Genomic DNA, 20,752 nt, shown 5'->3' with positions numbered 1-20,752 from the left:
CGGCGGGTACGGCCGGACCCGGGACGGGTCCGGCGGCCCTCAGGACGGGTCCGGACGGGGCGTTGCGGTCCCGGCGCCGTGATCCAGCTCGTCGGCGAACGCCCGCAGGGCATCGGCCAGTTCCTTCTTGGTCGGCAACTGGTCGACCTTCTTGTCCAGTTCCGTGATGCGCCGGTTCAGTTCCTCCAGGCCGGCCGTCCCGGTGGGCTCGGCCGAAGGCCCGGGGTCGTCCGGGTCGGTGCCGCCGTCGGTACCCGCGCTGCCGCCGCCGTCGGTGAGGCCGCCGCTGCTGCCGGAACCGGCGACGGAACCGCCGTCCGCGCCGCCCGTGTCGCCCGCGGCCGTGCCGCCGTCGGACGTGCCGCCGTCGGACGTGCCGCCGTAGAACAGACCGCCGTCGTCCGCCGTGCCGCCGGTGGTGCTGCCGTCCGAGGTGCCGCCGCCGTCCGTGGTGCCGACGGACGTGCCCCCGGCGTCCGTGTCCGGCGGGACGGTGGCCGCGACGCCGCGCTCGTGGCGGGGGGCGCCGTCCGAGGGTGCCGCGAGCGCCACGCCGACGCCGACGGCGACCAGGGCCGCGGCGCCCGCCACGGCAGCCCCGAGGCGTCGGAACGGCAGCGCGCGGGAGGGGCGGGAGGCATCGCGGGGAGCCTGCGGGTCCGGTGTTCTCCGTGTGTCGTCCATGGGCGGAGGTTAACCAGCGGTCACCGGCGGACGGGCGGCTTCCGCCGGACCGGTACGCGGTTCAGCGGGAGCCGCCGCGGTAGCGGCCCGGGGTGACGCCGACCAGTTTCCGGAAGTGCCGGGTGAGATGGGCCTGGTCGTAGAACCCGGTGACCTGCGCGACCTCGCCCGGCGGCACCCCGTCGAGCAGCAGCCGCCGGGCCCGTCCGACCCGCCGGGACATCAGGTACTGGTGCGGTGCGATGCCGTACGCACCGCTGAACGCCCGGACCAGGTGCGCCGGATGGGCGTGCAGCACCCGCGCGGCCTCCTCCAGCGAGAGACCGGCGACGACCCGGGCGTCCAGCAACTCCCGCAGCGCCCGGGCGAGTACCGGGTCCCGGAACCGGCGCGGTGCGCCGGCCCGCGGCCGCAGGTGGCGGCGCAGCCGCTCGGCGACCAGCGTCAGCCTGCTCTCCGCCTCCAGTTCGTCACCGGGCCGGGCGAGGGCGGAGTGCAGCCGGGCGACGCGCGTCCGCAGCACCAGGTCCCGCAGATCGGGGCGGTCCACGGCCGGACCGATCAGCTCCTGGCCGAGCCGGCTGCCGTCGAGGTACACCACCCGCTTGCGGAAACCGCCCGGCGTGGCCGGGGAGCCGTTGTGCGGGACGTGCGGCGGCAGCAGCGACACGGTGTCGTGCGGGGTGCCGTGCTCGTGCCGGTCCAGGTCGTACCGCACGGCCCCGTCGTCCACGATCAGCAGCGTCCACGCGTCGTGGACGTGCATCGGATAGGCGTACTCGGTGAAACGGGCGTGGAAGACCTCGGTGACGCCCGGCACCCCGGGACGCCACGCGGTGACGTGGTCCTGCCCGGCGGCCATGCAAAAAACGTACAAGACCCGGCCGCGTCCCGCGGGGGAGTCTCGCTCCATGAACACGCAACCCCTCCGCTTCGACACGAAGATCGCCGTACTGCTGCGGGCGGACCTGGAGTCATGGCAGTGCCTGAACGTCACCGCCTTCCTGGTCAGCGGCCTGGGCAGCCGGGTGCCCGAGCTTGTCGGCGAGCCCTACGAAGACGCGGACGGGGTGGGATACCTGCCGATGTTCCGCCAGCCGGTGCTGGTCTTCGAGGGCGGCGAGGAGACCTTGAGGACGGCCCACGGCAGGGCGCTGGACCGCGCCCTGCCGTGTGCGGTGTTCACGTCCGGCCTGTTCGCCACGGGCAACGACCGCGACAACCGCGCGGCGGTCCGCGCCGTCCCGACGGCCGGCCTGGACCTGGTGGGACTGGCGGTGTACGGCCCGCGCAACGCCGTGGACAAGACGGTGAAGGGCGCGCGGATGCACCCGTGAGGCCGTGCCCGGTTCAGCCGAACATGCCGGGCACGTAGTCGCCGGCGGGCTGCCGGACGATCACGTTGACGCGGTTGTAGGCGTTGATGACAGCGATCAGGCCGATCAGGGCGGTGAGCTGCTCCTCGTCGTAGTGCTCGGCGGCCTTCGCCCACACCTCGTCGCTGACGCCGCCGGCCGCGTCGGCGATGCGGGTGGCCTGTTCCGTCAGCTCCAGGGCGGCCCGCTCGGCCTCGGTGAACACGGTGGCCTCGCGCCAGGCCGCCACCAGGTGCAGCCGGGTGGCGCTCTCGCCGGCCGCCGTGGCGTCCTTGGTGTGCATGTCGGTGCAGAAACCGCAGCCGTTGATCTGGCTGGCGCGGATCTTCACCAGCTCCTGCGTGGCGGCCGGCAGCGCGGAGCCGGCGACGGCCTTGCCGGCCGCGGTCAGGTGCGTGAACACCTTGCCGGCCAGGGGGCTGGTGAAGAGGTTGAGCCGGGCGTCCATGGGGTCCTCCTGGGGTGCGAGTGCTGACACCTCACTGACGGACGGGGCCCGGGAACCGTGACACGGGCGGACGTGACCCGTGTCACTCGACGGCCCCGGCGGCTTGCACGGCCTTCGCCGCAGCCCCCGTCTCCCTCTCCACCGTGATCCCGGCCGGCCCTTCCGGCGGCAGGCGGCGCATGAGGACGCCGTAACCGAGGCCCGCCGCCGTGCCCACCGCCGCGCACATGCCCCACAGCCAGCCCGCGCCGAGCCGGTCGATGACCGCGCCCGACATCAGCGGGGCGACCAGGGCGGCGAGGGACCAGGAGAGGGTGTAGACGCCCTGGTAACGGCCCCGGCCGTGGACCGGCGAGAGACGGACGACCAGACCGGTCTGGGTCGGGGCGTTGACGATCTCGGCGAGCGTCCACACGCACACGGTCAGCATGAAGACACCGACCGACCCGGCGAAGACGGTGAGTCCGAAGCCGTACCCGGCCAGCAGCGAGGAGACGACCAGCAGGGTGCGCGGATCGCGGTGCTCGACGAGCCGGGTGACCGGGATCTGGAGGACGACGATCAGGACGCCGTTGACGGCGATGGCCAGGCCGTAGTCGGCGGGGGAGAACCCGGCCCGGCCCATGGCCACCGGAAGCCCGACCGAGCCCTGCTGGAAGACCAGCGCGACCAGGAAGGACAGCCCGACGACGGCCATGTACCGCCCGTCCCGCAGCACCGTGCCGAGACCCACCCGGGCCTGCTCCTGCCGGGCCGCGGGCGCGGGCCGCGACTCGGGCAGCCGGGCGAAGACGACGACCGCGCAGGCCAGGGTCATCCCGGCCTCGATCAGGAACCCGGCGCGATAGCTGACCTCGGCGATGAACCCGGCCGCCGTGGAGGAGACGGCGAACCCGAGGTTGATCGCCCAGTAGTTGAGGGAGAAGGCCCGCACCCGGTCCTCGGGGCGGACGATGTCGGCCATCATCGCCTGCACGGCCGGCCGGGAGGCGTTGGACGCCATGCCGACGACGAAGGCCACGGCGGCGATGGAGACCGGATCCGTCACGAAGCCGAGCAGCGCCACGGAGGCCGCGGTGGCGGTCTGCGCGACGAGCAGCGTGGGCCGCCTGCCGAGCCGGTCGGCCATCACCCCGCCGCCCAGCGAGGAGACGACCCCGCCGAGCCCGTGCAGGGAGGCGACGAGACCGGCGTACGAGGCGGAGTAGCCGCGGTCCAGCGTCAGATAGAGCGCCATGAACGTGGCGACGAAGGCGCCCAGCCGGTTGATCAGGGTGCTGAGCCACAGCCACCAGAACGCCCGGGGCAGCCCGGAGACGGATTCCCGGACGGCACGTCTGACACGGGCTGGCGACATCGAGGATCCCCCACGTCTGTAAGCGGCACTGGCGGTGACCACAACTTACAAACGGGGGGATCGGCTACGCCACTCGATTAACAGGCCGCGTCAATCCGCCCGCGGCGCGTGCGGCGCCGGGACACCGCGTGGGGCACGGCCGGGTACGAGGCACCGCGCGCCGCCCGCTCGAACCGGCTCGGGAAGGGGAACTTCCGGTCCAGGAAGGCACGGATCGCCTTCTGGGCCGCCGCCCGGTCCGCCGGGTCGGTGTCCACGTCGTTGAGGCAGAAGAAGTCCACGTCCTCGCCGGCCGCGAGGCGGGCCAGCCGGCGCCGCATGTCCGGGGTGCCGAGCTGGACGTACCGGAAGAGGTAGTCCGCCGGCACACCGCGGCCGGTCGCGATCGCCCAGTGGTGGTGGAGCGTGGACGCCGGGGCGACATCGGAGGTGGAGCGGAAGCGCGAGTACGCCGTGCGTTCCAGCTCCTCGATGCCGAGGCTCTCCATCTCCCGCATCACGGACATCAGTTGCGGGTGCGGGGTGTGCAGCGACTTGTGCGTGGGGTACCGGCCGTGGAAGCGCCGGATCACCTCGCGGGCGTTCTTCCCGGCCGAGTTCGGCGCCGGCTCCAGCGGATGCGGGTCGCCGACGCCCAGCTTGAGCGGGGACAGCGGGATGCGGGCGATACCGTTGCCGTGGAAGAAGCGTTCGGGGCCCACCGGGCGGTTGATGAAGACGTCGTCGTTGAAGTAGAGGTAGTGCTCCGACAGGCCCGGTATGTGGTGCAGCCGGCTCTCGATCGCGTGCGAGTTGAACACGGGCAGCGCGTCGGCCGGGAGGATGTCCCGGTGGTCGATCACGGTCAGGCCCGCCGCCTCCGGGTCCAGCCAGGACGGCGTCTGGGAGTCGGTCACCAGATAGACGTGCCGGATGAAACCGGCGTACATCTCCAGCGACCGCAGCGCGTACCGCAGTTCGTCATGGCTGGTGTAGCGGGAGGCGCCGGTCTCGCGCGCCGCGATGACGTTGTCGGACAGCGCCTGGTGGGACCGGCGCTTCACGGCCATCGCCGGGTCCTCGCCGTCGACCCAGGTGTACACCGCGTCCACCGGGAAGCACACCTGGTCGATCCCGGGCTCGGCGAACGCCGGGAACGTCGGCACGGCACGCCGCGGCGCACCCGCCCCGGCCGCCCGCGGCCCGCCCGGCTGCCCCGCACCCGGTTCGCCCGCCAGACCCGCGAACTGCCCCGGCACCGCGTCGAGATACCGCCCGGCCACGGCCGCGGGACCCTGCTCCGCCGGCCCCGTCACCGTCGCCGCGGGCTGCCCGGACGCCGTGGCGCCCTGCTGCCAGGTCGCCGCCGGCAGCACCTCGGAGACGGCGTTGCGGCGCGGCGCGACCAGCGCCGGGCCGAAGTCGTCCTGCAACCGGGTGCCCGGCACCGTCAGATGCCCGGGGTCGGCGCCCAGGTCCCGGCCGTAGCGCCAGAACTCGATGTCGCACCCGGCCTCCAGCCCGCCGAGCACCTGCCCGCCGGGTCCCAGCCGCAGCACCCCGGTGCGCAGCACCGGCGCCGCGCGCAGCGCCCGCGGCAGCCGCCCGTCGGCCCACAGCACCGCCCGCGTCACGGCCCCGTCCGGACCGACCGCGCCGACGTACTCGGCACCGCGGGCGAAGTGCTGCCGGGCGCGGGCGAGGACGGCGCCCCGGTGGGACTCCGCCACGCCGACCACGGGCCGCGGCAGCCCGGGCCCCTGCTCGGCGGGGACCAGGAAGTACGGCACACCGGCCGCCTCCAGCAGGGCGCACACCTGCTCCAGGTCGGCGGCGGCGGCCTCCGCGGCGGTGTACCGGCTGACCGTACGCCCGTACAGCCGCACCGGCCCGTGCCCGGTCCGGCGCAGCCCCGGGACCGCGGCGCGCAGCCGGCGCCGGGCCGGGGCCACGCGCAGCGCCCACAGCCGGGCCGCCAGCCACAGCCGCAGCCGCGGCAGGAGGTCCCGGACGGCCCGCAGGCCGGGCGGCGGCGTCGCGAAACGCTGACGGATGTCCATGGCCATGGGCGCGGCCCGTCAGCTCTGCTCGAAGGAGGCGGCGGACGGCCCCTGCTTCTCGAACGGGCTCGGGAAGGGGAAGTAGTTCTCCAGGAACTCGTGCATCCGGACGCTGACCTGCTCGCGCTCCTCCGGCGGCACGTCGACGTCGTTGAGGCAGAAGAAGTCGAACCGGCGGTTGCGGCGCAGGTCGGCCAGGCGCCGCTCGGCGTCCGGCCGGCTGATGTTCACGTACCGGAAGCTGAACTTGCCGGGCACGCCCTGGCCGGTCATCAGCGCGTACTGGTACAGCAGCGGGGCCGTCATGGCGATGTCCTGCGGCGAGCGGAACCGGGACTCCGTGGTGCGCCGGATGTCCGCCGCGAACAGCTCCTCCAGCGCCTGCAGCGTGCCGCGCTGCTGCGGCAGCGGGGTGTGCATGAAGTTGTTCGTGGTCATCCGCCCGAACTTCTCCAGCAGCAGCCGCCGCACGTTCTTGCTGGCGGAGTTGGTCGCGGTCTCCTCGGCGTGCGGCTTGCCGACACCGATCTTCAGCGGGGAGACCGGGATCTTCATCAGACCGCTGCCGAAGAAGAAGTGCTCCGGGGTGACCCGGCGGCCGACGAAGACGTCGTCGTTGAAGTACAGGTAGTGCTCCGACAGGCCCGGTATGTGGTGCAGCCGGGTCTCGATCGCGTGCGAGTTGAAGACCGGGAGCGCCTCCTCCGGGAAGATGTCGCGGTGGTCCACGACCGTGATCCCGGGGGCGCTGTCGTCGAGCCAGTGCGGCTTCTGGCCGTCGGTGACGATGTAGATGTGCCGGATGAAGTCGGCGTACATGGCCAGCGAGCGCAGCGAGTACTTCAGCTCGTCGTGGCTGGTGTAGCGGGAGGCGTTGGTCTCCTTGTCCAGGATCTCGGCCATGCCGTGCTCCTGGTAGCGGGCCCGCTTGGCCCGCATCGCCGGCTCCTCGCCGTCCACCCACGTGTAGACGACGTCCACCGGGAACGTGACGCGGTTCACGGTGGGCAGCGTCAGCGGGCCGAAGCTGGGCAGCTCCCGCTCGCCGACCCGCACGGTGACCGGGGTCTGCTCGCTCACCGGCAGCACGTCGGTGATCCCGTTGTTGCGGGGCGCGACGAGCGACTCGGCGAAGACGTCGGCCGACGCCTGCGGCTGCACCTTGGCCAGCCGCCGGGGCCCGTCGTCGGAGGCCAGCAGCGCGCCGCCGTCCTCCCAGAACTCCACGTCACAGGCCAGCTCCGGGCCGGCGAGCAGCTGCCCGGCCGGACCCAGGTGGTTCTCGCCGATCCGCAGCACGGGTGCCGTGTGCAGCGCGGCGGGCAGCACCCCGTCCAGGAACAGGGCCGCGTGCTTGAGCTGGCCGCCGGCCACGGGCCGGCCGATGAAGACGGCCGTACCGGCGTTCCGGGCCTCCAGCGCGGTCAGGAACCGCTCCCGGTCGACGGCGTTCACCCCGACCGTGTAGCGGGTGCGGGAGGAGACCAGGAAGTACGGGATGCCTTCCTGCTCCAGCGCCTGCACCACGATGTCCAGGTTGGCCGCGGCCGCCCCGGCCGCGGTGAACCCGTCCACGATCCGGCCGTAGAACTGCTGGCCCCGGACCGCCACCGGCCGGAGCTCGGGATCCGTCACCGCGGCCTTGCGGCGCCGCCGCAGGGTACGCAGCTGCCACACGCGCTCGGCGGCCTTCCGCTCGACTCGCGGTCGTATCCGCCGCGCAAAGGAACGCACGGTCACGTTCTGTACTCCTCTTCCTGACCCCTCTACCTTCCCGGACGATATCCAGACGCACGAATGTGGCGAAAGGTTGTAGAGGAATTAACCGGAACTTGGGGGAGGGCGCAGCCTACCCGAAGCACCCCCCGGGCCCGGCGTGCCCCGGCACCCGTCCGCGTCCCGTCCCGGACGCCCCTTAGGTAGGCTCGACGGCATGGCCGACGCACCGTACAAGCTGATCCTCCTCCGCCACGGCGAGAGCGAGTGGAACGCGAAGAACCTGTTCACCGGCTGGGTGGACGTGAACCTGAACGAGAAGGGCGAGAAGGAGGCAGTCCGCGGCGGCGAGCTACTGAAGGACGCCGGCCTCCTGCCCGACGTGGTCCACACGTCCCTCCAGAAGCGCGCGATCCGCACGGCCCAGCTCGCGCTGGAGGCCGCGGACCGCCACTGGATCCCGGTCCACCGCTCCTGGCGCCTGAACGAGCGGCACTACGGCGCCCTCCAGGGCAAGGACAAGGCGGCGACCCTCGCCGAGTTCGGCGAGGAGCAGTTCATGCTCTGGCGCCGCTCGTACGACACCCCGCCGCCGCCGCTGTCGGACGACTCCGAGTTCTCCCAGGCCCACGACGCCCGCTACGCGACGATCCCGCCGGAGATCCGCCCGCGGACGGAGTGCCTCAAGGACGTCGTCTTCCGCATGCTCCCCTACTGGTACGACGCGATCGTCCCCGACCTGCTGACCGGCCGCACGGTCCTGGTCGCCGCCCACGGCAACAGCCTGCGCGCCCTGGTCAAGCACCTGGACGGCATCTCCGACGCCGACATCGCGGGCCTGAACATCCCGACGGGCATCCCGCTGGCCTACGACCTGGACGCCGACTTCCGCCCGCTCACCCCGGGCGGCACCTACCTCGACCCGGACGCGGCGGCAGCGGCGATCGAGGCGGTCAAGAACCAGGGGAAGAAGAAGTAGCCCCGGCCGACTTGTGAGCCCCTTCCCTGCGGATCGCCCCGCGGGGAGGGGGCCTTCTCTTGCCCGGGGCCGTCTCTGGGCTGCCAGCCGGTCGATCGAGTCGTGTTCAGCGCTCCGGGAGGTCCGGCTCCGGCTGTTCCTTCGCCTCTGCCTGGGCTCCCGCACCGCGGAGGACGGAGACGGCCGCCGCCGCGTCTTCCTCGGGCACGCCGGCGATAACGACAGCGGGAGTCCGCGTCGCCAGAACCTTGCTGCGCCAGAGACTCAGCCCCGTGAGCCGACGAACGACCTGGACGACGTCCATCACACGGTCACCAGGATCGGTGAGCACCACGTCATGGGGCACGTCGTCGCACACCAGCAAGAAGTACTCGTCTGCCATTGCGCTCCCCGCCCTTCCCCGGCTCGGAGCGTACGAGCCCTCAACCGTCATGTCGCTTCGTTTTTGGCAGCGGCGAAGCGAGCGGCTACGGCCTTGCGGGTTCGCTCTTGGTCGGACGGCTGGACGGAATGAGGTGCGCGTATACCCGGTGGGCGACACCAGGGTCCGCGTGGCCGAGGTGCGCGGCGAGGGCCTGGTGTTCTTTCCCACGTCCGGGAGCATCGAGGCGTAGAAGCGGCGGAGGGCATGCGTGCCCTCCCGTTTTCACGCGTCTCGGCATACGATCCGTCGGCTCCCGCTCGGGGATCGCGCGGGCCGAAATGAGGGCGCGCTTCCACACCACCTTGTTCAGCGACGTACGCCGGACGTGCCGGCCGCGCGCCCGGTGAAGACGAGCCGCTTGGCAACCGGAGGCCCGTCCGCCACCTTCCGCGGCAAGGTGATCCAGGTCGGCGGGAATCGCTTCATAGGGACGCGGAGGGCGTCAGCGACTGGACCGGCGTGCTGGGGTGTACGAGTTCGGGAGGACGTCCCCGCGTACCACCGCGAATCGTGACGATCAGGTCGCCGGGAGCTGGTACGAGAGGACGTAGGCGTCCGCTGCCATCACCGTGTCGCACACCTCGACGGCCCGCCCGTCGGTGTCGAAGGCGGTCCGGATGAGATGGATGACCGGGACGCCGGCGGCCAGGCGGAGCGTCTTGACCTCGGTCGGGGAGGGCATGCGGGCGCGGATCTCTTCCTCGAAGTGGTCGAGGTGGTGGCCCAGTTCTTCGAGGCGGGCGTAGATGCCGCCGGGGCCGGGGTTGGGTTCGGCGATGGGGGTTCCGCGGGCGATGTCGAGCGGGAGGTAGGAGGTGGCGAACTCGACCGGCTTCCCGTCGAGCAGGTACCGGCGCCGACGCGCGAGAACCCGCCGCACGGAGCCGAGCCGGGTGGAGATGTCCTGGCCGGCCTTCTCCTCCTTGACCTCCAGGCTGTCCACCTGCGGGTGGCCGCCGGCCGCGTCGGCTTCCACGATGAACGCGGATTTGCCCTGCTCCCGGTGCCTGCGGGCGAAGCGGTCGGAGGCGAGGCGCCTGACGGGCGGGCGTGGCCGTACGAAGACTCCCCTGCCGTGCTCGGCGTGTACCAGGCCCTCGCCCTGGAGGATGGAGAAGGCGTTGCGGACCGTCATCCGGGAGACGCCGAAGTGGTCGACGAGGTCGGCTTCGGAGGGCAGCTTCTCGCCCTCGCGGAATCGCCCACGGTCGATGGCCTCGCGCAGTTGGTCGGCGATCTGCCGGAAGACCGCACGATCGCTCGTGGGGTCGAGATCACCGAGCAGGCCCGAACTGAGAGGGCTCACATTTACTCCTTTAGGTGTCTAGACGAGTGGGCGAGTGCTGTTGCTACGGTGGAGAGCCTAGCCAGCCGAGAGGGCCGAGGAACGTGAGCACTGAACGCCCGCACTCCGTAAGCGTTGCCGGGGTCGTCGTGGACGACCAGGGCCGGGCCCTCCTGATCCAGCGCCGCGACAACGGCCACTGGGAGCCGCCGGGCGGCGTCCTCGAACGCGAGGAGACGATCGCGGAAGCCCTCCAGCGTGAAGTCCTCGAAGAGACCGGCATCAAGATCGCCCTTCCGGCGACCCTGACCGGCGTCTACAAGAACATGACGGGCCTGATCGTCTCGCTGGTCTTCCGCTGCGAGGCCGCCGACGGAACGCCCACCACCGGCGCGGAGACCCGCGCGTTGCGCTGGGCCACCCGCGAAGAGGTCACCCAGCTTGCCGACGAGGCGTACGCAATCCGCGTCCTGGACGCACTCGACGCGACCACCCCGCCGGCCATCCGCGCCCACGACGGCGTGAAACTCGTCTAGCCCGAACCCGCTGCACATGGCGGCCTACCAGCATGAAGGAACTTGTATGCACGAGTATACGAGTACAACCCGGGTCTGGGGGCTGAGTTGCCCAGGATTCCCGGAAGAAGTGAGCCGGGCCCGCCGATGGACCCGTGACATCCTGCGTGACTCCCCTCTGGCCGACGACGCCGAACTGATCGTGAGCGAGCTGAGCACGAACGCGATCCTCCACACGGCCAGCGGCCGGGAGCACGGCAGCTTCCACCTGGCCGTCGCGGTCTCGGCCCAGGTGATCGCGGTCTCGGTCACGGACGACGGCGGCACGGCCACGGCTCCCAAGGTCGAGCACCAGGACCAGAACGCCGAACACGGCCGGGGCCTGGACATGGTCAGCGCCCTGGCCCACCGGGTCATCGTCCACGACACCGACCAGGGCCACACGGTCACCGCGGAGCTGTATACGGATGCCCGACTGGGAGGCCGACGATGCTGATGAAGTCCCCCCGGTGGGGGTTCTGGTGCGAGTGCTGGACGGAGAGCCTGACCAAGCAGGGGCCGCCGGTACTGGTGGCATCGTTCGACGCGTATTCCGCTCCGCAGGCGGACCGTTGGGTAGCAGTCGCCCTCGAAACGATCTCCCCGGCACTGGACGCGGACGCCTTCACAGAAGCGTGGGAGTGGATGTATGACGGCCGGATCGACACCCGACGAGCCCTGCTGCGGGCCGAACCGTGCACGGTGTCCCTGACCCACGCCGGCACCCGCATCACGTGGACGATCCGGCCGGTGCTGTTCCTGCCCCTCGCACACCGACAGGGCACCGAACCCCCGGCATGCGCGCACGCCTTCACGCCCCGCACGAGAGAGTGAGTTACAACTTTCTCTACGGGTTCAAGACGAGTCGCTCCGCACCCGGCGCGCGGCCCGGCCCCCGGCCGGGCCTGCGCTCCTGTCTCCGCCCCACTCCAGCCCGGCCGGCGCCCGCCCCACGCGCACAGCAGTCAACCGCCAGAGGCGAGAGAAGGGGTATCTCGCGGCTGGGGCGGTCAGCTCCACGACTTCCGGCAGCCACTGTGGCGCGAGCCTCGAAGATCACGGCCGCACCTCGTGCTTTACCGGGCAGATCCACAGACTGCCCGACGCACCGCAATCCTTCGCGGCCATGATCACTCGTGCCAAAGCACCTCCAGCCTAAAGCCGCTCCACCGAACTCTCGACTCAGGCGCCCATACGCTCAGCTACCTTAATTGCCAATTGATCCAGATCAACGACCGGCGCACGACGCAATTCATCTCGCAGTAGCGTTCCAGGCAATTTCTTTTGCGTTCCCGCCTTTCCGCTCCGTCGAAAACTCCACTTTCCATCCCTGAGGTCAAGAATGGCTAGCCCTCGCTTCAATCGAACGTCGGCATACTCACTCAAGTCGAGGATGTAAGCCTCGTACTTAACTCCTGGCCTATGCTGATCTGACAAAGTCGCCTGAATCAGGTGTGCGAAGCGCAAATCAACCAACTGTCCGAGGACTTCATAGAATGGATGTGACTTCTGAGCGACATCGACCCTAAAGTATGTGTATCCAGCTCCACGAACCTCGGCAGAGAGAGTGTCTAGGGCGACGGACAAGCTGTTTGCATTATCTGAGGATACGTCTTGCTCCAAGTCCCTCTTCTTGCTCCTAGCTGCTCGCCCAGCAGCGTCCGCAACGTCTTCGCGCCCGATTTCTCGAGCTTTCGGACGAGATCGCGCAGCTACAATCGAAGAAGCGAATAGGTTGAGATAGTCGCGTGGCACCCCACCGGAAGCCAAGACCAGTCGACCAAGTGCCGCGTTTTGTGCAATACTCGTCGGCCTGCTAATGCCAGCAGTGGTCGTGTAGTTAGCAAGTACCGATTCGAGGAATCGTTGCGTGGATTCCGGATCCTCCAGAGTGACATCGAGGTCGATCTTTGAAGCGTCATGCGGCACTTCAATCCCCATTCTCGACGATGGCTCAAAAGGTCGAGTTAGACGCTCAATGCTGGCCAGTTTGATCCACCCATCACAATCCCGCAGCATGCCAGCGACACAGTCCAAAAAGTTCGGCTGCGCCCTCTCGGGAAACAGGTAGAAGTCATCAATGTAGAGATAGAGGCGAACCAGACCTTCCCTCAGAACACCCCGCAACGAGCGATTTAGGTCAGCAACCATTTCACCTAGGGCCACGTCGGACACCGGCCCCTCTGTCCGCAACCGAGCTAGGCTGGACTGAGTCTCCTTGAGGCGAAGATAGGAATCCCCCTGCGATGAGCCCGCATGGTGAATTAGCGAGTTCAGGGCAACATCCGCAGTTGCAAGAAAAGCACTAGCGGCATCCAGACGCCGCAATGTATGGGCGTTGACCCAAGCGGTAACGTAGCCGTCTCTTTCAGCGATTCGCTTCGCCTCAAGAAGCAGGGCCGTCTTTCCCACTCCCCGGCGCCCATACACTAGATGGTGTCTCGAAGCTCCAATAGCAGCGAGGCTGGCCCTCGGGTCTTCCATGTACTTCAAACTCGGAAGGGCATCCGAGGTGCGGGACCGAGCTTCAAGAAGCTGGATCAACTGGTCCACCTTCGACCCGGCAAGGGGACTTCTAACCTCTTCCTCGCTGGATTTATTAACTTCAACTCGGTGAGGCCTGAAGGTCACAACTAGAGAGTGGTTGGCGACATCAGAAGCTTCATTGAGTGCTTGTTCAATGGAGCCGGCGAGACTTTGTGCAGCCACTAGGGCATCTTCGTTAACCCATACAACGAACCACCTTTCGCCCGGAAATGACCTTTCGTCAACTCGGACGATCGAAATATTCGCCTCTTCGAGGGCGCCGGAAATCAAGGATTCATAGTTGACACTTGACATCAAATATACCCGTTCGTCGAGGCGAATGATTCACATTCCTGAAGAAAATTGGCCGCAGTCACAGAAAGCGCGCGGGCGTCAGCCGCCCAGTCGGCTTCGTTGAGCGGATAGGCGTCATAATCCGCCTGATTGCGCAGAAGGCGCGCATCCGTCAGTTCGCTCTCGCGAGTTGCCGAGTTAGGTAGAGATGGTGGCAGATTTCTCGGCAGTACATTGTGACGTTCGTAATCATCGCCGCGATTCTCGGCGAACACAATGGCCCGCGCCGCATGATACATCGCATAATAATGGCGACTAATTGCCGATCGGTACTGCGTACCTAGGAGGAGATGATCTCCGGATCTCAAATGCTCACCAGCAAGCAGTAAACGATCCGTGACTACTTGCTGCAGTAGCTGTGCCACAGGGAAAGGATATCTGCCTCCCCTAGTAGGGAGAGCGGAAATTGCAGCACTTTTGCTCGTCGAAATGTGAAGCAACAGTAAGTCGGTAGGCGTAATTACTGGCATCGTGCCGCAGGGCCCCTCCCTAGCAGTGAACAGCGTAGGATAGCCCAAATCGCGTCGAGAGGCCACCATCTGCTGCACGTGCCTCGCAGATGTTCCCTCAGTTGACGGCCCGCCGCAGAAGGCTCGCGTTGGAGTCATGCCAGACGCGTGCCAGATGCAGAGGAGAACCAGGGGAGCACCGAGCTAGCGTAGAGCGAGTCAGTCAGTTACCGGGCTGCTCCGCCGCACGTCAGAACCGGACAGATTCTCAGGCCGATGCACGGCCCGAATGCTTCGCGAGCCATGGGGGCGGCGTGCCGAGGGTTCCATGCCCGGTCCCGAGCCACGTTGCCGCAGTCGTGATGGGCTTCAGGCAGGCTGGCCAGGTAGTCCCCATACAGAGTGCGACGCGCTTGCATCTCGCGATCCAAGCGCTCCCGCTTCCACCGTTGACGGTCCAGAAACATGGCGGATCCTGTAGCGATCAACGGGCCAACCATGGTGCTGATCAAGGTGATCCACTGGATAAACCGGCTGTAGCCACTGCCACGGTGCCCGTCGACCCCGCACCACAACCGCACCAGATCGAGTGGGGAACGACGGAAACCATGGTGAAAGCAGCCTGGCCTAAGGAGTCTGCCCCCTGACCGTTCGCCCAGGTCAAAGCCCAAGCAGGCGTCAAATGATCGTAGCTTCCCAAGCTGAGAGCTCAGGCGTCATCGTCATGTGCCGGACGCCATGGCTTGCTCTGGCCGACGTCACCGGCGGCGTAGCCGAGACCGGTGGGGACGCAGCGAGGCATGCGCGTGTGTGGTCGGTTGGCGCAATCGCCGTCGTGGCTGACCGTCGTCAGCTGAGGTTCAGAGAGAGCAGCAGTCGAGGGCGCCGGCCGTCAGTCGGGGCGGCGCGCTCAGTCGTCTCGTGGCCGTCCGACGTCACTCTGAAGTGGCCAATGAGACCAATGACAATCACCAGGCGTACGACCTCACCGCTCCAACCAGCGAAAACCCAGCTCATCGCAATCCCCGACAACACCCAGGGGAAGAAGGAGTAAGCCTCCGTTGGCTTGTGAGCCCGCTACCTGCGGTTTGCTCCCGCGGGGAGGGGGCTTTCCTCTGCCCCCTGTCCAGGCACGGCAGTGGCGAAGCTCATCCTCTGCGGGCCGCTCCGTTCGGCCAGATGACGTCCACGGGGAGGTTTGCGGCTTGTGCGCGGAGGACGGTGTCGGCGGTGCCTCCGCCCTTACCGTTCGGCGGCTGCCCGTCCCAGACGGCCACGAGCCGGTCGGCTCGTTCGATGAGGACGGTGTTGGCAGCCTCGTACGCCTGCCGGTCGGCGGTGTCGTACGGGAGGACCAGGACTTCGCCGGCGGACTCGACCAGGCGGTCGAAGACGGGCGCGTGGTCGGGCTTGACCTTGCTGCGGCGGTAGTCCCGGGATGGGATGACGACACTGAGGCGTCCGCCGAGGGCGAGCACGGCTTCGGCGAACAGGGAGTCGGCGCCCTTGGCAATACAGGAGACGCCGACGAAGCGGCCGTCGCCGGCGTACTGCTCGAGCAACCGCTCCAGGGCGGCACGGACCAGGGGGACGGTGTCCTCGGTGAGGTCCATGTGTCCGGTCACCGCGATGGTCGTCACGGTCGGCCTTCTCTTTCTCGGTATCGGTACCGGCCGCGCCCTGGGCGGACCGGTTAGGGGCAGGCTCCTCGGTTATCGCGCTGCGGCGAGCTCCTCCGTCGCGTTCAGGAGCAGGTGCCACGGATACTCGTGTGGCTTGCCCTGGCCGGGCTGGTTCGGGGTGAATCCGCCGTCGCCGTACAGGACCCGCACTCCCATCGCCCGTAGTTCGGCGACACTCCGTCCGAACTGCCGGTGCTGTGCGTAGGCGGCGTTCACGCAGGGCATCGCCACCATGGGGATGCCCTTGCCGATGGCTTCGGCGACGACACCGACCACGAAGTCCCGGGTGATGCCGAGGGCCCACGCGTTGATGGTGTTGAACGTAGCGGGCGCGACCACGATCACATCCGCCTTCGGCCACACGTCCGGCTCTCCCGGCAACTTGTACACGCTGCGCACCGGGTGCCCGGTCAGCCGTTCCAACTCCTCGCGCTGCGGCTCCAGCCAGCGGGCCGCGGTCGGGGTCAGGCCCAGACACACGTCGAACCCCCGATCCCGCGCGTCCGCGACGACTTCGGCCACGTCGAGCACCGGCGGAGCGGCAGAACCGAACAGGTAGAGGACGGGACATGTCGTCATCATGCATCCATCGGATCACATGCCAGGTAGGGCGGTCGGCCACTGGTGCATCTCGCGGTCTCGTTGGGCAGCCTTTCCCAAGTCCGCGCCGTCCGGGCACGCGTGCCGCTCACGTGGTCGTCCCGGCGTCGGAGGTGGTGTCGGTCAGTCGGGAGCGTTTGGCCGCCACCGACTCCGGGGCGGCGGGGCCGTGCATCTTGTCGAAGTCCGCGATCAGTTCGGCGAGGTTGGCCCGTTCGATCCGGCGCTGCGCCGCATTCGACGGGTACGCCGGGACACCCCACGTGCCGGCCCGCTCACGGATGGCCCGCACGGTGCCGGCGGTCAAGGGGCGGAGGCGCCGCCCGAGTCCTTTGCCCGCGAGCTGGCGGACGTAGCGTCCGAAGTCCGTCATAGAGGCAGGTCGTCGGGCAGGACGCGGAATGCCTTGTGCCGGCCCAGGGGCCGTACCGCACGGAAGTCACGGCGGTCGAGGGTGAGGATCGCGTCGGTGTCGTAGTCCGCGGCCAACGCCACGTTCACCGCGTAGGCGAGGTCGAGGTCGAGTGCGTGGTGGCGGACACGGACGGACTGGGCTGCGCCCAGGTGGTCCTCCGTGATCTCCGGCAGGACGACTCGGCCCAGGCCCATCCAGCGGCGCAGGTCGTCAACCGCGCTGACGGCGGCTTCCCGCCCCAGCTCCCGCGTGGCGACGTGGTCGAGTTCCGCCAGCAGGAGCGGCGACATGACCAGCAGGCCGGCCGCCATGATCGCTTCGTTGGCCGCCTCGTGCTCCGGGTGCGCCGAGTCGAGAGCGGCCAGCAGACCGGACGTGTCCGCGATGACGATGATCACGCGGCGGTCCCCGGGTCCGTCTCGCGGCGGACCGCGTCGGCGACCACGTCACGGACCTCGGCCTGGGACGCCGTACGTCCCGGTCCCTCGGAGGTGCGGGAGAACAGCGGCTCGTCCCAGACGCGATGCGCCCTCGCCGCGAGGTGGATCCCCTGCCGGATGATCTCCGCCTCGCTTATGCCCCGGCGCTTGGCCGCCTCCTTGATGATGGCCAGGTCCTCGGGGTCGGCATAGACGTTCGTGCGCTTCAGGGACATATGCCGAGAGTAGTACGTGTACCACTTTGTGTAGGAGCGTGCGCCCCCGGTCGCTCATGCCTCCAGCGGTACGGGATGTACCTCGTCCGCCCGGTGGCCCGCGCGTTCGTGGACGCGTTGGACCGCTTCGGCCGAGGGGGCCTCGGAGAGGCAGTAGACCGTGCCGGACTCCGGGTCCGCCCAGGCGTGTTCGAAGTGCACGGACTCGTCCTTCTCGACCGCCAGGTCGGCCTGGTGCGCCTCCATCAGCTGGTCGGCCGTGATGCCCCGCATGCCGCGGTGGATGTCGATGAACCTGGCCATGACCGTACGCCTTCCGGTTGCTTCCCCCGTGTCCATGCTGCGCCCGGCCGGCGGGCACGGCATCCGGTGCGCCGGTACGGCGGAGGGCTGGTGTGAACCTGGTTCACACCAGCCCCTGGGTCGTCGCTCAGCCGCACTGGCAGGGGTTGCCCGACTGGCACCCGCAGCCGCAGCCCGAGCCGCAGCCGCACGCGCCGAACAGCGGCAGGCTCCTGATCTCGGCGGACTGCTCGGTGTCGCGCTCCTGCGTCGGGTCGGGCGTGGTGCTGGGGGATTCGGCCATGGGTCCCTCCTATACCTCGGGGCAGGGGTGCCCTCGCCCATTCCATGCCCGACCGGCCGGGCGCATCAACGGCGCACGGAGGCGCCCGGCGTCAGAACGCCCGGGCAGTGGAGCGTCCGGCAGCAGCGTGGCCGACGGCCGTTGACCGCCCTGCGCGCCGACCGCCGGCCACCCCCACACCGGCACCGGCACCCCCCCCCGCACCGGCGCCGTAAGACACCCCAGCCGCCCGCCCCCCGGAGGGCTACGCGCCCTCCACCCCCGTGGCCGGCTGGATGTCCGGCTGGAGTTCGTCCGCGTGTTCGCCGGTGACCAGGTAGACGACGCGCTTGGCGACGGCCACGGCGTGGTCGGCGTACCGCTCGTAGTAGCGGCCCAGCAGCGTGACGTCCACGGCCGTCTCGATGCCGTGCTTCCAGCGCTCGTCGATCAGGTGCTGGAAGAGCGTGCGGTGCAGCAGGTCCATCTCGTCGTCGTCCTGCTCCAGCTGGAGCGCGAGGTCGACGTCCTTGGTCACGATCACCTCGGCCGCCTTCGCCATCAGCCGCTGCGCGAGCTGGCCCATCTCCAGGATGGTGGCGTGCAGGTCCTGCGGAACGGCACGGGCCGGGAACCGCAGCCGCGCCAGCTTCGCCACGTGCTGGGCGAGGTCCCCGGAGCGCTCCAGGTCGGCGGACATGCGCAGCGACGTGACGACTATGCGCAGGTCCGTCGCGACCGGCTGCTGCCGGGCCAGCAGGGCTATCGCCCGGGCCTCCAGGTCGTGCTGGAGTTCGTCGACCTTCTGGTCGGCCTCGATCACGCTCTCGGCCAGCTTCAGATCGGCGTCGAGGATGGCGGTCGTGGCGCGCCCGATGGCCGACCCGACCAGCCGGGCCATCTCCACCAGTCCGTCGCCGATCGAGTCCAGTTCCTCGTGGTACGCGTCCCGCATTGTCGGTTCCCTCTCGTGCGTCGTCGTTCGGGGGTCTCGATGTCCCGGGTTCTCGGGGTCCCGGGGTCTCGGCTGCCTGGAGATCTCGGATCCGATGAGATCCCGGAGGCGATGAGATCCCGGGTGCTCGGAGATCCCGGATGCTCGGAAATCTCGGGTGCTCGGAGTTCTCGGGTGTCCTGTGGGTTCGGGCGCGGTCACGTCACGTGTGCGTCCCTGGTGAAACCGGCGGTACGACCCCCACGTTCCACGCTGTGCCCCGTACGCGTCTGTTTCCGCCACCCCGAATGAACCAGTGCTGGCTCCCAGGTGAACTCTGGGCGACGAGTGTTCGAGGTCGCCCCTCGGCGGCTGTAGGCATGTCGTACCCCATGCCTAACCTTGAGGCATGGACGTGAACGCGGCGGTCGCCGCAGCGGCAGCGATCGCCGGGGTGCTCACCGGCGTCATCGCCATGCTGGCGTTCCGCTGGAGCGAACGCGACCAGAAGCGACCCACCAGGACTTCCTTGCACACCGATCCCGTACTCCCGCCCGGCGTGGACACCGTGCTGTCGGTGCTCCGCTCCTCCGCCGTCGTCCTCGACGAGGCCGACGCCGTGGTCAAGGCCAGCTCCGCCGCCTACGCCCTCGGGCTGGTGCGCGGCGGCAAGCTGTCCGTGGACCCCATGCTCCAGATGGCCCGGGACACCAGACGCGACGGCGAGATACGCCAGGTCGAGCTGGACCTGCCCCGGCGCGGCACCGGCCGCGGCGAGGCCCTGGCCGTCTCCGCGCGTGTGGCTCCGCTCGGTTCCCGCCTGGTGCTGCTGCTGGTCGAGGACCTGACCGAGGCCCGCAGGATCGAGGCGGTACGACGCGACTTCGTGGCGAACGTCAGCCATGAGCTGAAGACGCCCGTCGGCGCGCTCTCCCTGCTCTCGGAGGCCGTCATGGACGCCTCCGACGATCCCGAGGCCGTACAGCGCTTCGCGGGCCGTATGCAGATCGAGGCGACCCGCCTGACCAACCTGGTCCAGGAGCTGATCGACCTCTCCCGGGTGCAGAACGACGACCCGCTGGAGGATGCCGAGCCCGTCCGGGTGGACGAGCTGGTCGCCGAGGCCATCGACCGCTGCCGCCACCAGGCCGGCACCAAGCAGATCACCATGGCCTCGAACGTGTGGACCGCCGAAGGGCCCGACCAGGCCGGCGGGCGCGGCGAGGCCGACGTGGAGGACCTGCGCGTCTGGGGCAACCGGGGGCAGCTGGCCGCCGCCCTCGGCAACCTGGTCGAGAACGCCGTGAACTACTCCCCGGCCCGCACCCGCGTCGGGATCGTCGCCCGGCGGATCGCCGCCCCGGGCGGTGACATGATCGAGCTGGCCGTCACCGACCAGGGCATCGGCATCTCCGACAGGGACAAGGAGCGCATCTTCGAGCGCTTCTACCGCGTCGACCCCGCCCGCTCCCGGGCCACCGGCGGCACCGGTCTCGGTCTCGCGATCGTCAAGCACGTGGTCGCCTCGCACGGCGGGGAGGTCACGGTCTGGAGCGCCGAGGGCCAGGGCTCCACCTTCACCCTCAGGCTGCCGGAGGCGGGCGCGGCCCGCGACCGCGCACAGCAGCACCCCGGCCTCGACGACGAGGCCGGCCTCACCGACTCATCCCCGTACGCTTCGCTTCCCGCCCCGGAGGTCCTTCCGTGACC

24 protein-coding genes and 1 pseudogene are annotated in these 20,752 nt (G+C 69.3%); 6 read left to right on the top strand and 19 right to left on the bottom strand.

Annotation, left to right across the window (positions count from 1 at the left end; all coding sequences use genetic code 11):
- Positions 1 to 39: 39 nt before the first annotated feature.
- Positions 40 to 684 carry a hypothetical protein gene (locus ACZ4SV_RS25000; protein ID WP_468006540.1) on the bottom strand — a complete coding sequence of 215 codons (645 nt, stop codon included), beginning with the start codon at positions 682 to 684 and terminating at the stop codon, positions 40 to 42.
- Between the two features lie 61 nt (positions 685 to 745).
- On the bottom strand, positions 746 to 1,546 hold the full coding sequence (locus ACZ4SV_RS24995) for a helix-turn-helix transcriptional regulator (RefSeq protein ID WP_468006538.1): 801 nt from the start codon (positions 1,544 to 1,546) through the stop codon (positions 746 to 748).
- 49 nt (positions 1,547 to 1,595) lie between these two features.
- Between ACZ4SV_RS24995 and ACZ4SV_RS24990 the strand changes: the two genes are divergently transcribed.
- A complete protein-coding gene (locus tag ACZ4SV_RS24990; RefSeq protein WP_468006536.1) occupies positions 1,596 to 2,021 on the top strand; it encodes a DUF2000 family protein in 426 nt (141 codons plus the stop codon).
- A gap of 13 nt (positions 2,022 to 2,034) precedes the next feature.
- On the opposite strand, the gene ACZ4SV_RS24985 is transcribed toward ACZ4SV_RS24990, so the two are convergent.
- The 4 genes from ACZ4SV_RS24985 to ACZ4SV_RS24970 all read right to left on the bottom strand — a co-directional run bounded on the left by ACZ4SV_RS24985 (position 2,035) and on the right by ACZ4SV_RS24970 (position 7,581).
- Complete coding sequence (locus ACZ4SV_RS24985; protein WP_468006534.1) at positions 2,035 to 2,508, bottom strand: carboxymuconolactone decarboxylase family protein; 474 nt, start codon at positions 2,506 to 2,508, stop codon at positions 2,035 to 2,037.
- Between the two features lie 82 nt (positions 2,509 to 2,590).
- A complete protein-coding gene (locus ACZ4SV_RS24980; protein WP_468006533.1) occupies positions 2,591 to 3,865 on the bottom strand; it encodes an MDR family MFS transporter in 1,275 nt (424 codons plus the stop codon).
- 77 nt (positions 3,866 to 3,942) lie between these two features.
- Positions 3,943 to 5,910 carry a stealth family protein gene (locus tag ACZ4SV_RS24975; protein ID WP_468006531.1) on the bottom strand — a complete coding sequence of 656 codons (1,968 nt, stop codon included), beginning with the start codon at positions 5,908 to 5,910 and terminating at the stop codon, positions 3,943 to 3,945.
- Between the two features lie 12 nt (positions 5,911 to 5,922).
- Positions 5,923 to 7,581: a stealth family protein gene (locus ACZ4SV_RS24970; protein ID WP_468006529.1), complete on the bottom strand. Its 1,659-nt coding sequence runs from the start codon at positions 7,579 to 7,581 to the stop codon at positions 5,923 to 5,925.
- Between the two features lie 256 nt (positions 7,582 to 7,837).
- Between ACZ4SV_RS24970 and ACZ4SV_RS24965 the strand changes: the two genes are divergently transcribed.
- On the top strand, positions 7,838 to 8,599 hold the full coding sequence (locus tag ACZ4SV_RS24965; RefSeq protein WP_365881123.1) for a phosphoglyceromutase: 762 nt from the start codon (positions 7,838 to 7,840) through the stop codon (positions 8,597 to 8,599).
- A gap of 106 nt (positions 8,600 to 8,705) precedes the next feature.
- Here ACZ4SV_RS24965 and ACZ4SV_RS24960 read toward each other — a convergent pair whose 3' ends face one another.
- The 3 genes and pseudogenes from ACZ4SV_RS24960 to ACZ4SV_RS24950 all read right to left on the bottom strand — a co-directional run bounded on the left by ACZ4SV_RS24960 (position 8,706) and on the right by ACZ4SV_RS24950 (position 10,329).
- The gene (locus ACZ4SV_RS24960) at positions 8,706 to 8,981 is read right to left on the bottom strand and encodes a ribosomal protein L7/L12 (RefSeq protein WP_468006527.1); all 276 of its coding nucleotides are present in this window, start codon (positions 8,979 to 8,981) and stop codon (positions 8,706 to 8,708) included.
- Between the two features lie 47 nt (positions 8,982 to 9,028).
- Positions 9,029 to 9,479, bottom strand: a pseudogene (locus ACZ4SV_RS24955) (site-specific integrase); the annotation flags it as partial.
- A gap of 61 nt (positions 9,480 to 9,540) precedes the next feature.
- Positions 9,541 to 10,329 carry a GntR family transcriptional regulator gene (locus ACZ4SV_RS24950; protein ID WP_468006525.1) on the bottom strand — a complete coding sequence of 263 codons (789 nt, stop codon included), beginning with the start codon at positions 10,327 to 10,329 and terminating at the stop codon, positions 9,541 to 9,543.
- 83 nt (positions 10,330 to 10,412) lie between these two features.
- Here ACZ4SV_RS24950 and ACZ4SV_RS24945 point away from each other — a divergent pair, with 83 nt between their 5' ends.
- The 3 genes from ACZ4SV_RS24945 to ACZ4SV_RS24935 are packed head-to-tail and all read left to right on the top strand — an operon-like array spanning position 10,413 to position 11,696.
- A complete protein-coding gene (locus ACZ4SV_RS24945; protein WP_468006523.1) occupies positions 10,413 to 10,844 on the top strand; it encodes an NUDIX hydrolase in 432 nt (143 codons plus the stop codon).
- 46 nt (positions 10,845 to 10,890) lie between these two features.
- Positions 10,891 to 11,319 carry an ATP-binding protein gene (locus ACZ4SV_RS24940; RefSeq protein ID WP_468006520.1) on the top strand — a complete coding sequence of 143 codons (429 nt, stop codon included), beginning with the start codon at positions 10,891 to 10,893 and terminating at the stop codon, positions 11,317 to 11,319.
- The gene (locus ACZ4SV_RS24935; RefSeq protein ID WP_468006519.1) at positions 11,313 to 11,696 is read left to right on the top strand and encodes a hypothetical protein; all 384 of its coding nucleotides are present in this window, start codon (positions 11,313 to 11,315) and stop codon (positions 11,694 to 11,696) included. The genes ACZ4SV_RS24940 and ACZ4SV_RS24935 overlap by 7 nt, the downstream gene beginning before the upstream one ends.
- Before the next feature lie 348 nt (positions 11,697 to 12,044).
- Here the strand turns inward: ACZ4SV_RS24935 and ACZ4SV_RS24930 are convergent, their stop codons facing one another.
- From ACZ4SV_RS24930 to phoU, 10 genes are all read right to left on the bottom strand, one after another.
- A complete protein-coding gene (locus tag ACZ4SV_RS24930) occupies positions 12,045 to 13,703 on the bottom strand; it encodes an ATP-binding protein (RefSeq protein ID WP_468006517.1) in 1,659 nt (552 codons plus the stop codon).
- Positions 13,703 to 14,107, bottom strand: a complete 405-nt coding sequence (locus tag ACZ4SV_RS24925; RefSeq protein WP_468006515.1) for a HEPN domain-containing protein — start codon at positions 14,105 to 14,107, stop codon at positions 13,703 to 13,705. Before ACZ4SV_RS24925 ends, ACZ4SV_RS24930 begins: the two co-directional genes overlap by 1 nt.
- Before the next feature lie 1,232 nt (positions 14,108 to 15,339).
- The gene (locus tag ACZ4SV_RS24920; RefSeq protein ID WP_468006513.1) at positions 15,340 to 15,831 is read right to left on the bottom strand and encodes a hypothetical protein; all 492 of its coding nucleotides are present in this window, start codon (positions 15,829 to 15,831) and stop codon (positions 15,340 to 15,342) included.
- A gap of 72 nt (positions 15,832 to 15,903) precedes the next feature.
- On the bottom strand, positions 15,904 to 16,452 hold the full coding sequence (locus ACZ4SV_RS24915) for a flavoprotein (RefSeq protein ID WP_468006637.1): 549 nt from the start codon (positions 16,450 to 16,452) through the stop codon (positions 15,904 to 15,906).
- Positions 16,453 to 16,561: 109 nt separating this feature from the next.
- Entirely contained in the window at positions 16,562 to 16,846 is a 285-nt protein-coding gene (locus ACZ4SV_RS24910; protein ID WP_468006511.1) for a hypothetical protein, read from the bottom strand.
- A complete protein-coding gene (locus ACZ4SV_RS24905; RefSeq protein ID WP_468006509.1) occupies positions 16,843 to 17,286 on the bottom strand; it encodes a PIN domain-containing protein in 444 nt (147 codons plus the stop codon). Before ACZ4SV_RS24905 ends, ACZ4SV_RS24910 begins: the two co-directional genes overlap by 4 nt.
- Positions 17,283 to 17,543 carry a ribbon-helix-helix domain-containing protein gene (locus tag ACZ4SV_RS24900; RefSeq protein ID WP_468006507.1) on the bottom strand — a complete coding sequence of 87 codons (261 nt, stop codon included), beginning with the start codon at positions 17,541 to 17,543 and terminating at the stop codon, positions 17,283 to 17,285. Before ACZ4SV_RS24900 ends, ACZ4SV_RS24905 begins: the two co-directional genes overlap by 4 nt.
- A gap of 54 nt (positions 17,544 to 17,597) precedes the next feature.
- Positions 17,598 to 17,846 carry an SCO4226 family nickel-binding protein gene (locus tag ACZ4SV_RS24895; RefSeq protein WP_365881115.1) on the bottom strand — a complete coding sequence of 83 codons (249 nt, stop codon included), beginning with the start codon at positions 17,844 to 17,846 and terminating at the stop codon, positions 17,598 to 17,600.
- A 127-nt stretch (positions 17,847 to 17,973) separates the two neighbouring features.
- Positions 17,974 to 18,129, bottom strand: a complete 156-nt coding sequence (locus ACZ4SV_RS24890; protein WP_468006505.1) for a hypothetical protein — start codon at positions 18,127 to 18,129, stop codon at positions 17,974 to 17,976.
- A gap of 244 nt (positions 18,130 to 18,373) precedes the next feature.
- Positions 18,374 to 19,063 carry a phosphate signaling complex protein PhoU gene (phoU, locus tag ACZ4SV_RS24885; protein ID WP_365941519.1) on the bottom strand — a complete coding sequence of 230 codons (690 nt, stop codon included), beginning with the start codon at positions 19,061 to 19,063 and terminating at the stop codon, positions 18,374 to 18,376.
- Positions 19,064 to 19,451: 388 nt separating this feature from the next.
- Here phoU and phoR point away from each other — a divergent pair, with 388 nt between their 5' ends.
- On the top strand, positions 19,452 to 20,750 hold the full coding sequence (gene phoR, locus ACZ4SV_RS24880) for a two-component system sensor histidine kinase PhoR (RefSeq protein ID WP_468006502.1): 1,299 nt from the start codon (positions 19,452 to 19,454) through the stop codon (positions 20,748 to 20,750).
- Positions 20,751 to 20,752: the final 2 nt, after the last annotated feature.

The organism is Streptomyces sp. NPDC027672, assembly GCF_055566335.1.
The sequence above is the reverse complement of the archived record's forward strand: the minus strand, read 5'-3'. Positions and strand labels throughout refer to the sequence as shown.

Excerpts from the sequence above, each read along its gene's own strand:
- ACZ4SV_RS25000 (WP_468006540.1), bottom strand. The coding sequence starts at position 684 with ATGGACGACACACGGAGAACACCGGACCCGCAGGCTCCCCGCGATGCC.
- ACZ4SV_RS24995 (WP_468006538.1), bottom strand. The coding sequence starts at position 1,546 with ATGGCCGCCGGGCAGGACCACGTCACCGCGTGGCGTCCCGGGGTGCCG.
- ACZ4SV_RS24990 (WP_468006536.1), top strand. The coding sequence starts at position 1,596 with ATGAACACGCAACCCCTCCGCTTCGACACGAAGATCGCCGTACTGCTG.
- ACZ4SV_RS24985 (WP_468006534.1), bottom strand. The coding sequence starts at position 2,508 with ATGGACGCCCGGCTCAACCTCTTCACCAGCCCCCTGGCCGGCAAGGTG.
- ACZ4SV_RS24980 (WP_468006533.1), bottom strand. The coding sequence starts at position 3,865 with ATGTCGCCAGCCCGTGTCAGACGTGCCGTCCGGGAATCCGTCTCCGGG.
- ACZ4SV_RS24975 (WP_468006531.1), bottom strand. The coding sequence starts at position 5,910 with ATGGCCATGGACATCCGTCAGCGTTTCGCGACGCCGCCGCCCGGCCTG.
- ACZ4SV_RS24965 (WP_365881123.1), top strand. The coding sequence starts at position 7,838 with ATGGCCGACGCACCGTACAAGCTGATCCTCCTCCGCCACGGCGAGAGC.
- ACZ4SV_RS24960 (WP_468006527.1), bottom strand. The coding sequence starts at position 8,981 with ATGGCAGACGAGTACTTCTTGCTGGTGTGCGACGACGTGCCCCATGAC.
- ACZ4SV_RS24940 (WP_468006520.1), top strand. The coding sequence starts at position 10,891 with ATGCACGAGTATACGAGTACAACCCGGGTCTGGGGGCTGAGTTGCCCA.
- ACZ4SV_RS24935 (WP_468006519.1), top strand. The coding sequence starts at position 11,313 with ATGCTGATGAAGTCCCCCCGGTGGGGGTTCTGGTGCGAGTGCTGGACG.
- ACZ4SV_RS24930 (WP_468006517.1), bottom strand. The coding sequence starts at position 13,703 with ATGTCAAGTGTCAACTATGAATCCTTGATTTCCGGCGCCCTCGAAGAG.
- ACZ4SV_RS24915 (WP_468006637.1), bottom strand. The coding sequence starts at position 16,452 with ATGACGACATGTCCCGTCCTCTACCTGTTCGGTTCTGCCGCTCCGCCG.
- ACZ4SV_RS24910 (WP_468006511.1), bottom strand. The coding sequence starts at position 16,846 with ATGACGGACTTCGGACGCTACGTCCGCCAGCTCGCGGGCAAAGGACTC.
- ACZ4SV_RS24900 (WP_468006507.1), bottom strand. The coding sequence starts at position 17,543 with ATGTCCCTGAAGCGCACGAACGTCTATGCCGACCCCGAGGACCTGGCC.
- ACZ4SV_RS24895 (WP_365881115.1), bottom strand. The coding sequence starts at position 17,846 with ATGGCCAGGTTCATCGACATCCACCGCGGCATGCGGGGCATCACGGCC.
- ACZ4SV_RS24890 (WP_468006505.1), bottom strand. The coding sequence starts at position 18,129 with ATGGCCGAATCCCCCAGCACCACGCCCGACCCGACGCAGGAGCGCGAC.
- phoU (WP_365941519.1), bottom strand. The coding sequence starts at position 19,063 with ATGCGGGACGCGTACCACGAGGAACTGGACTCGATCGGCGACGGACTG.
- phoR (WP_468006502.1), top strand. The coding sequence starts at position 19,452 with ATGGACGTGAACGCGGCGGTCGCCGCAGCGGCAGCGATCGCCGGGGTG.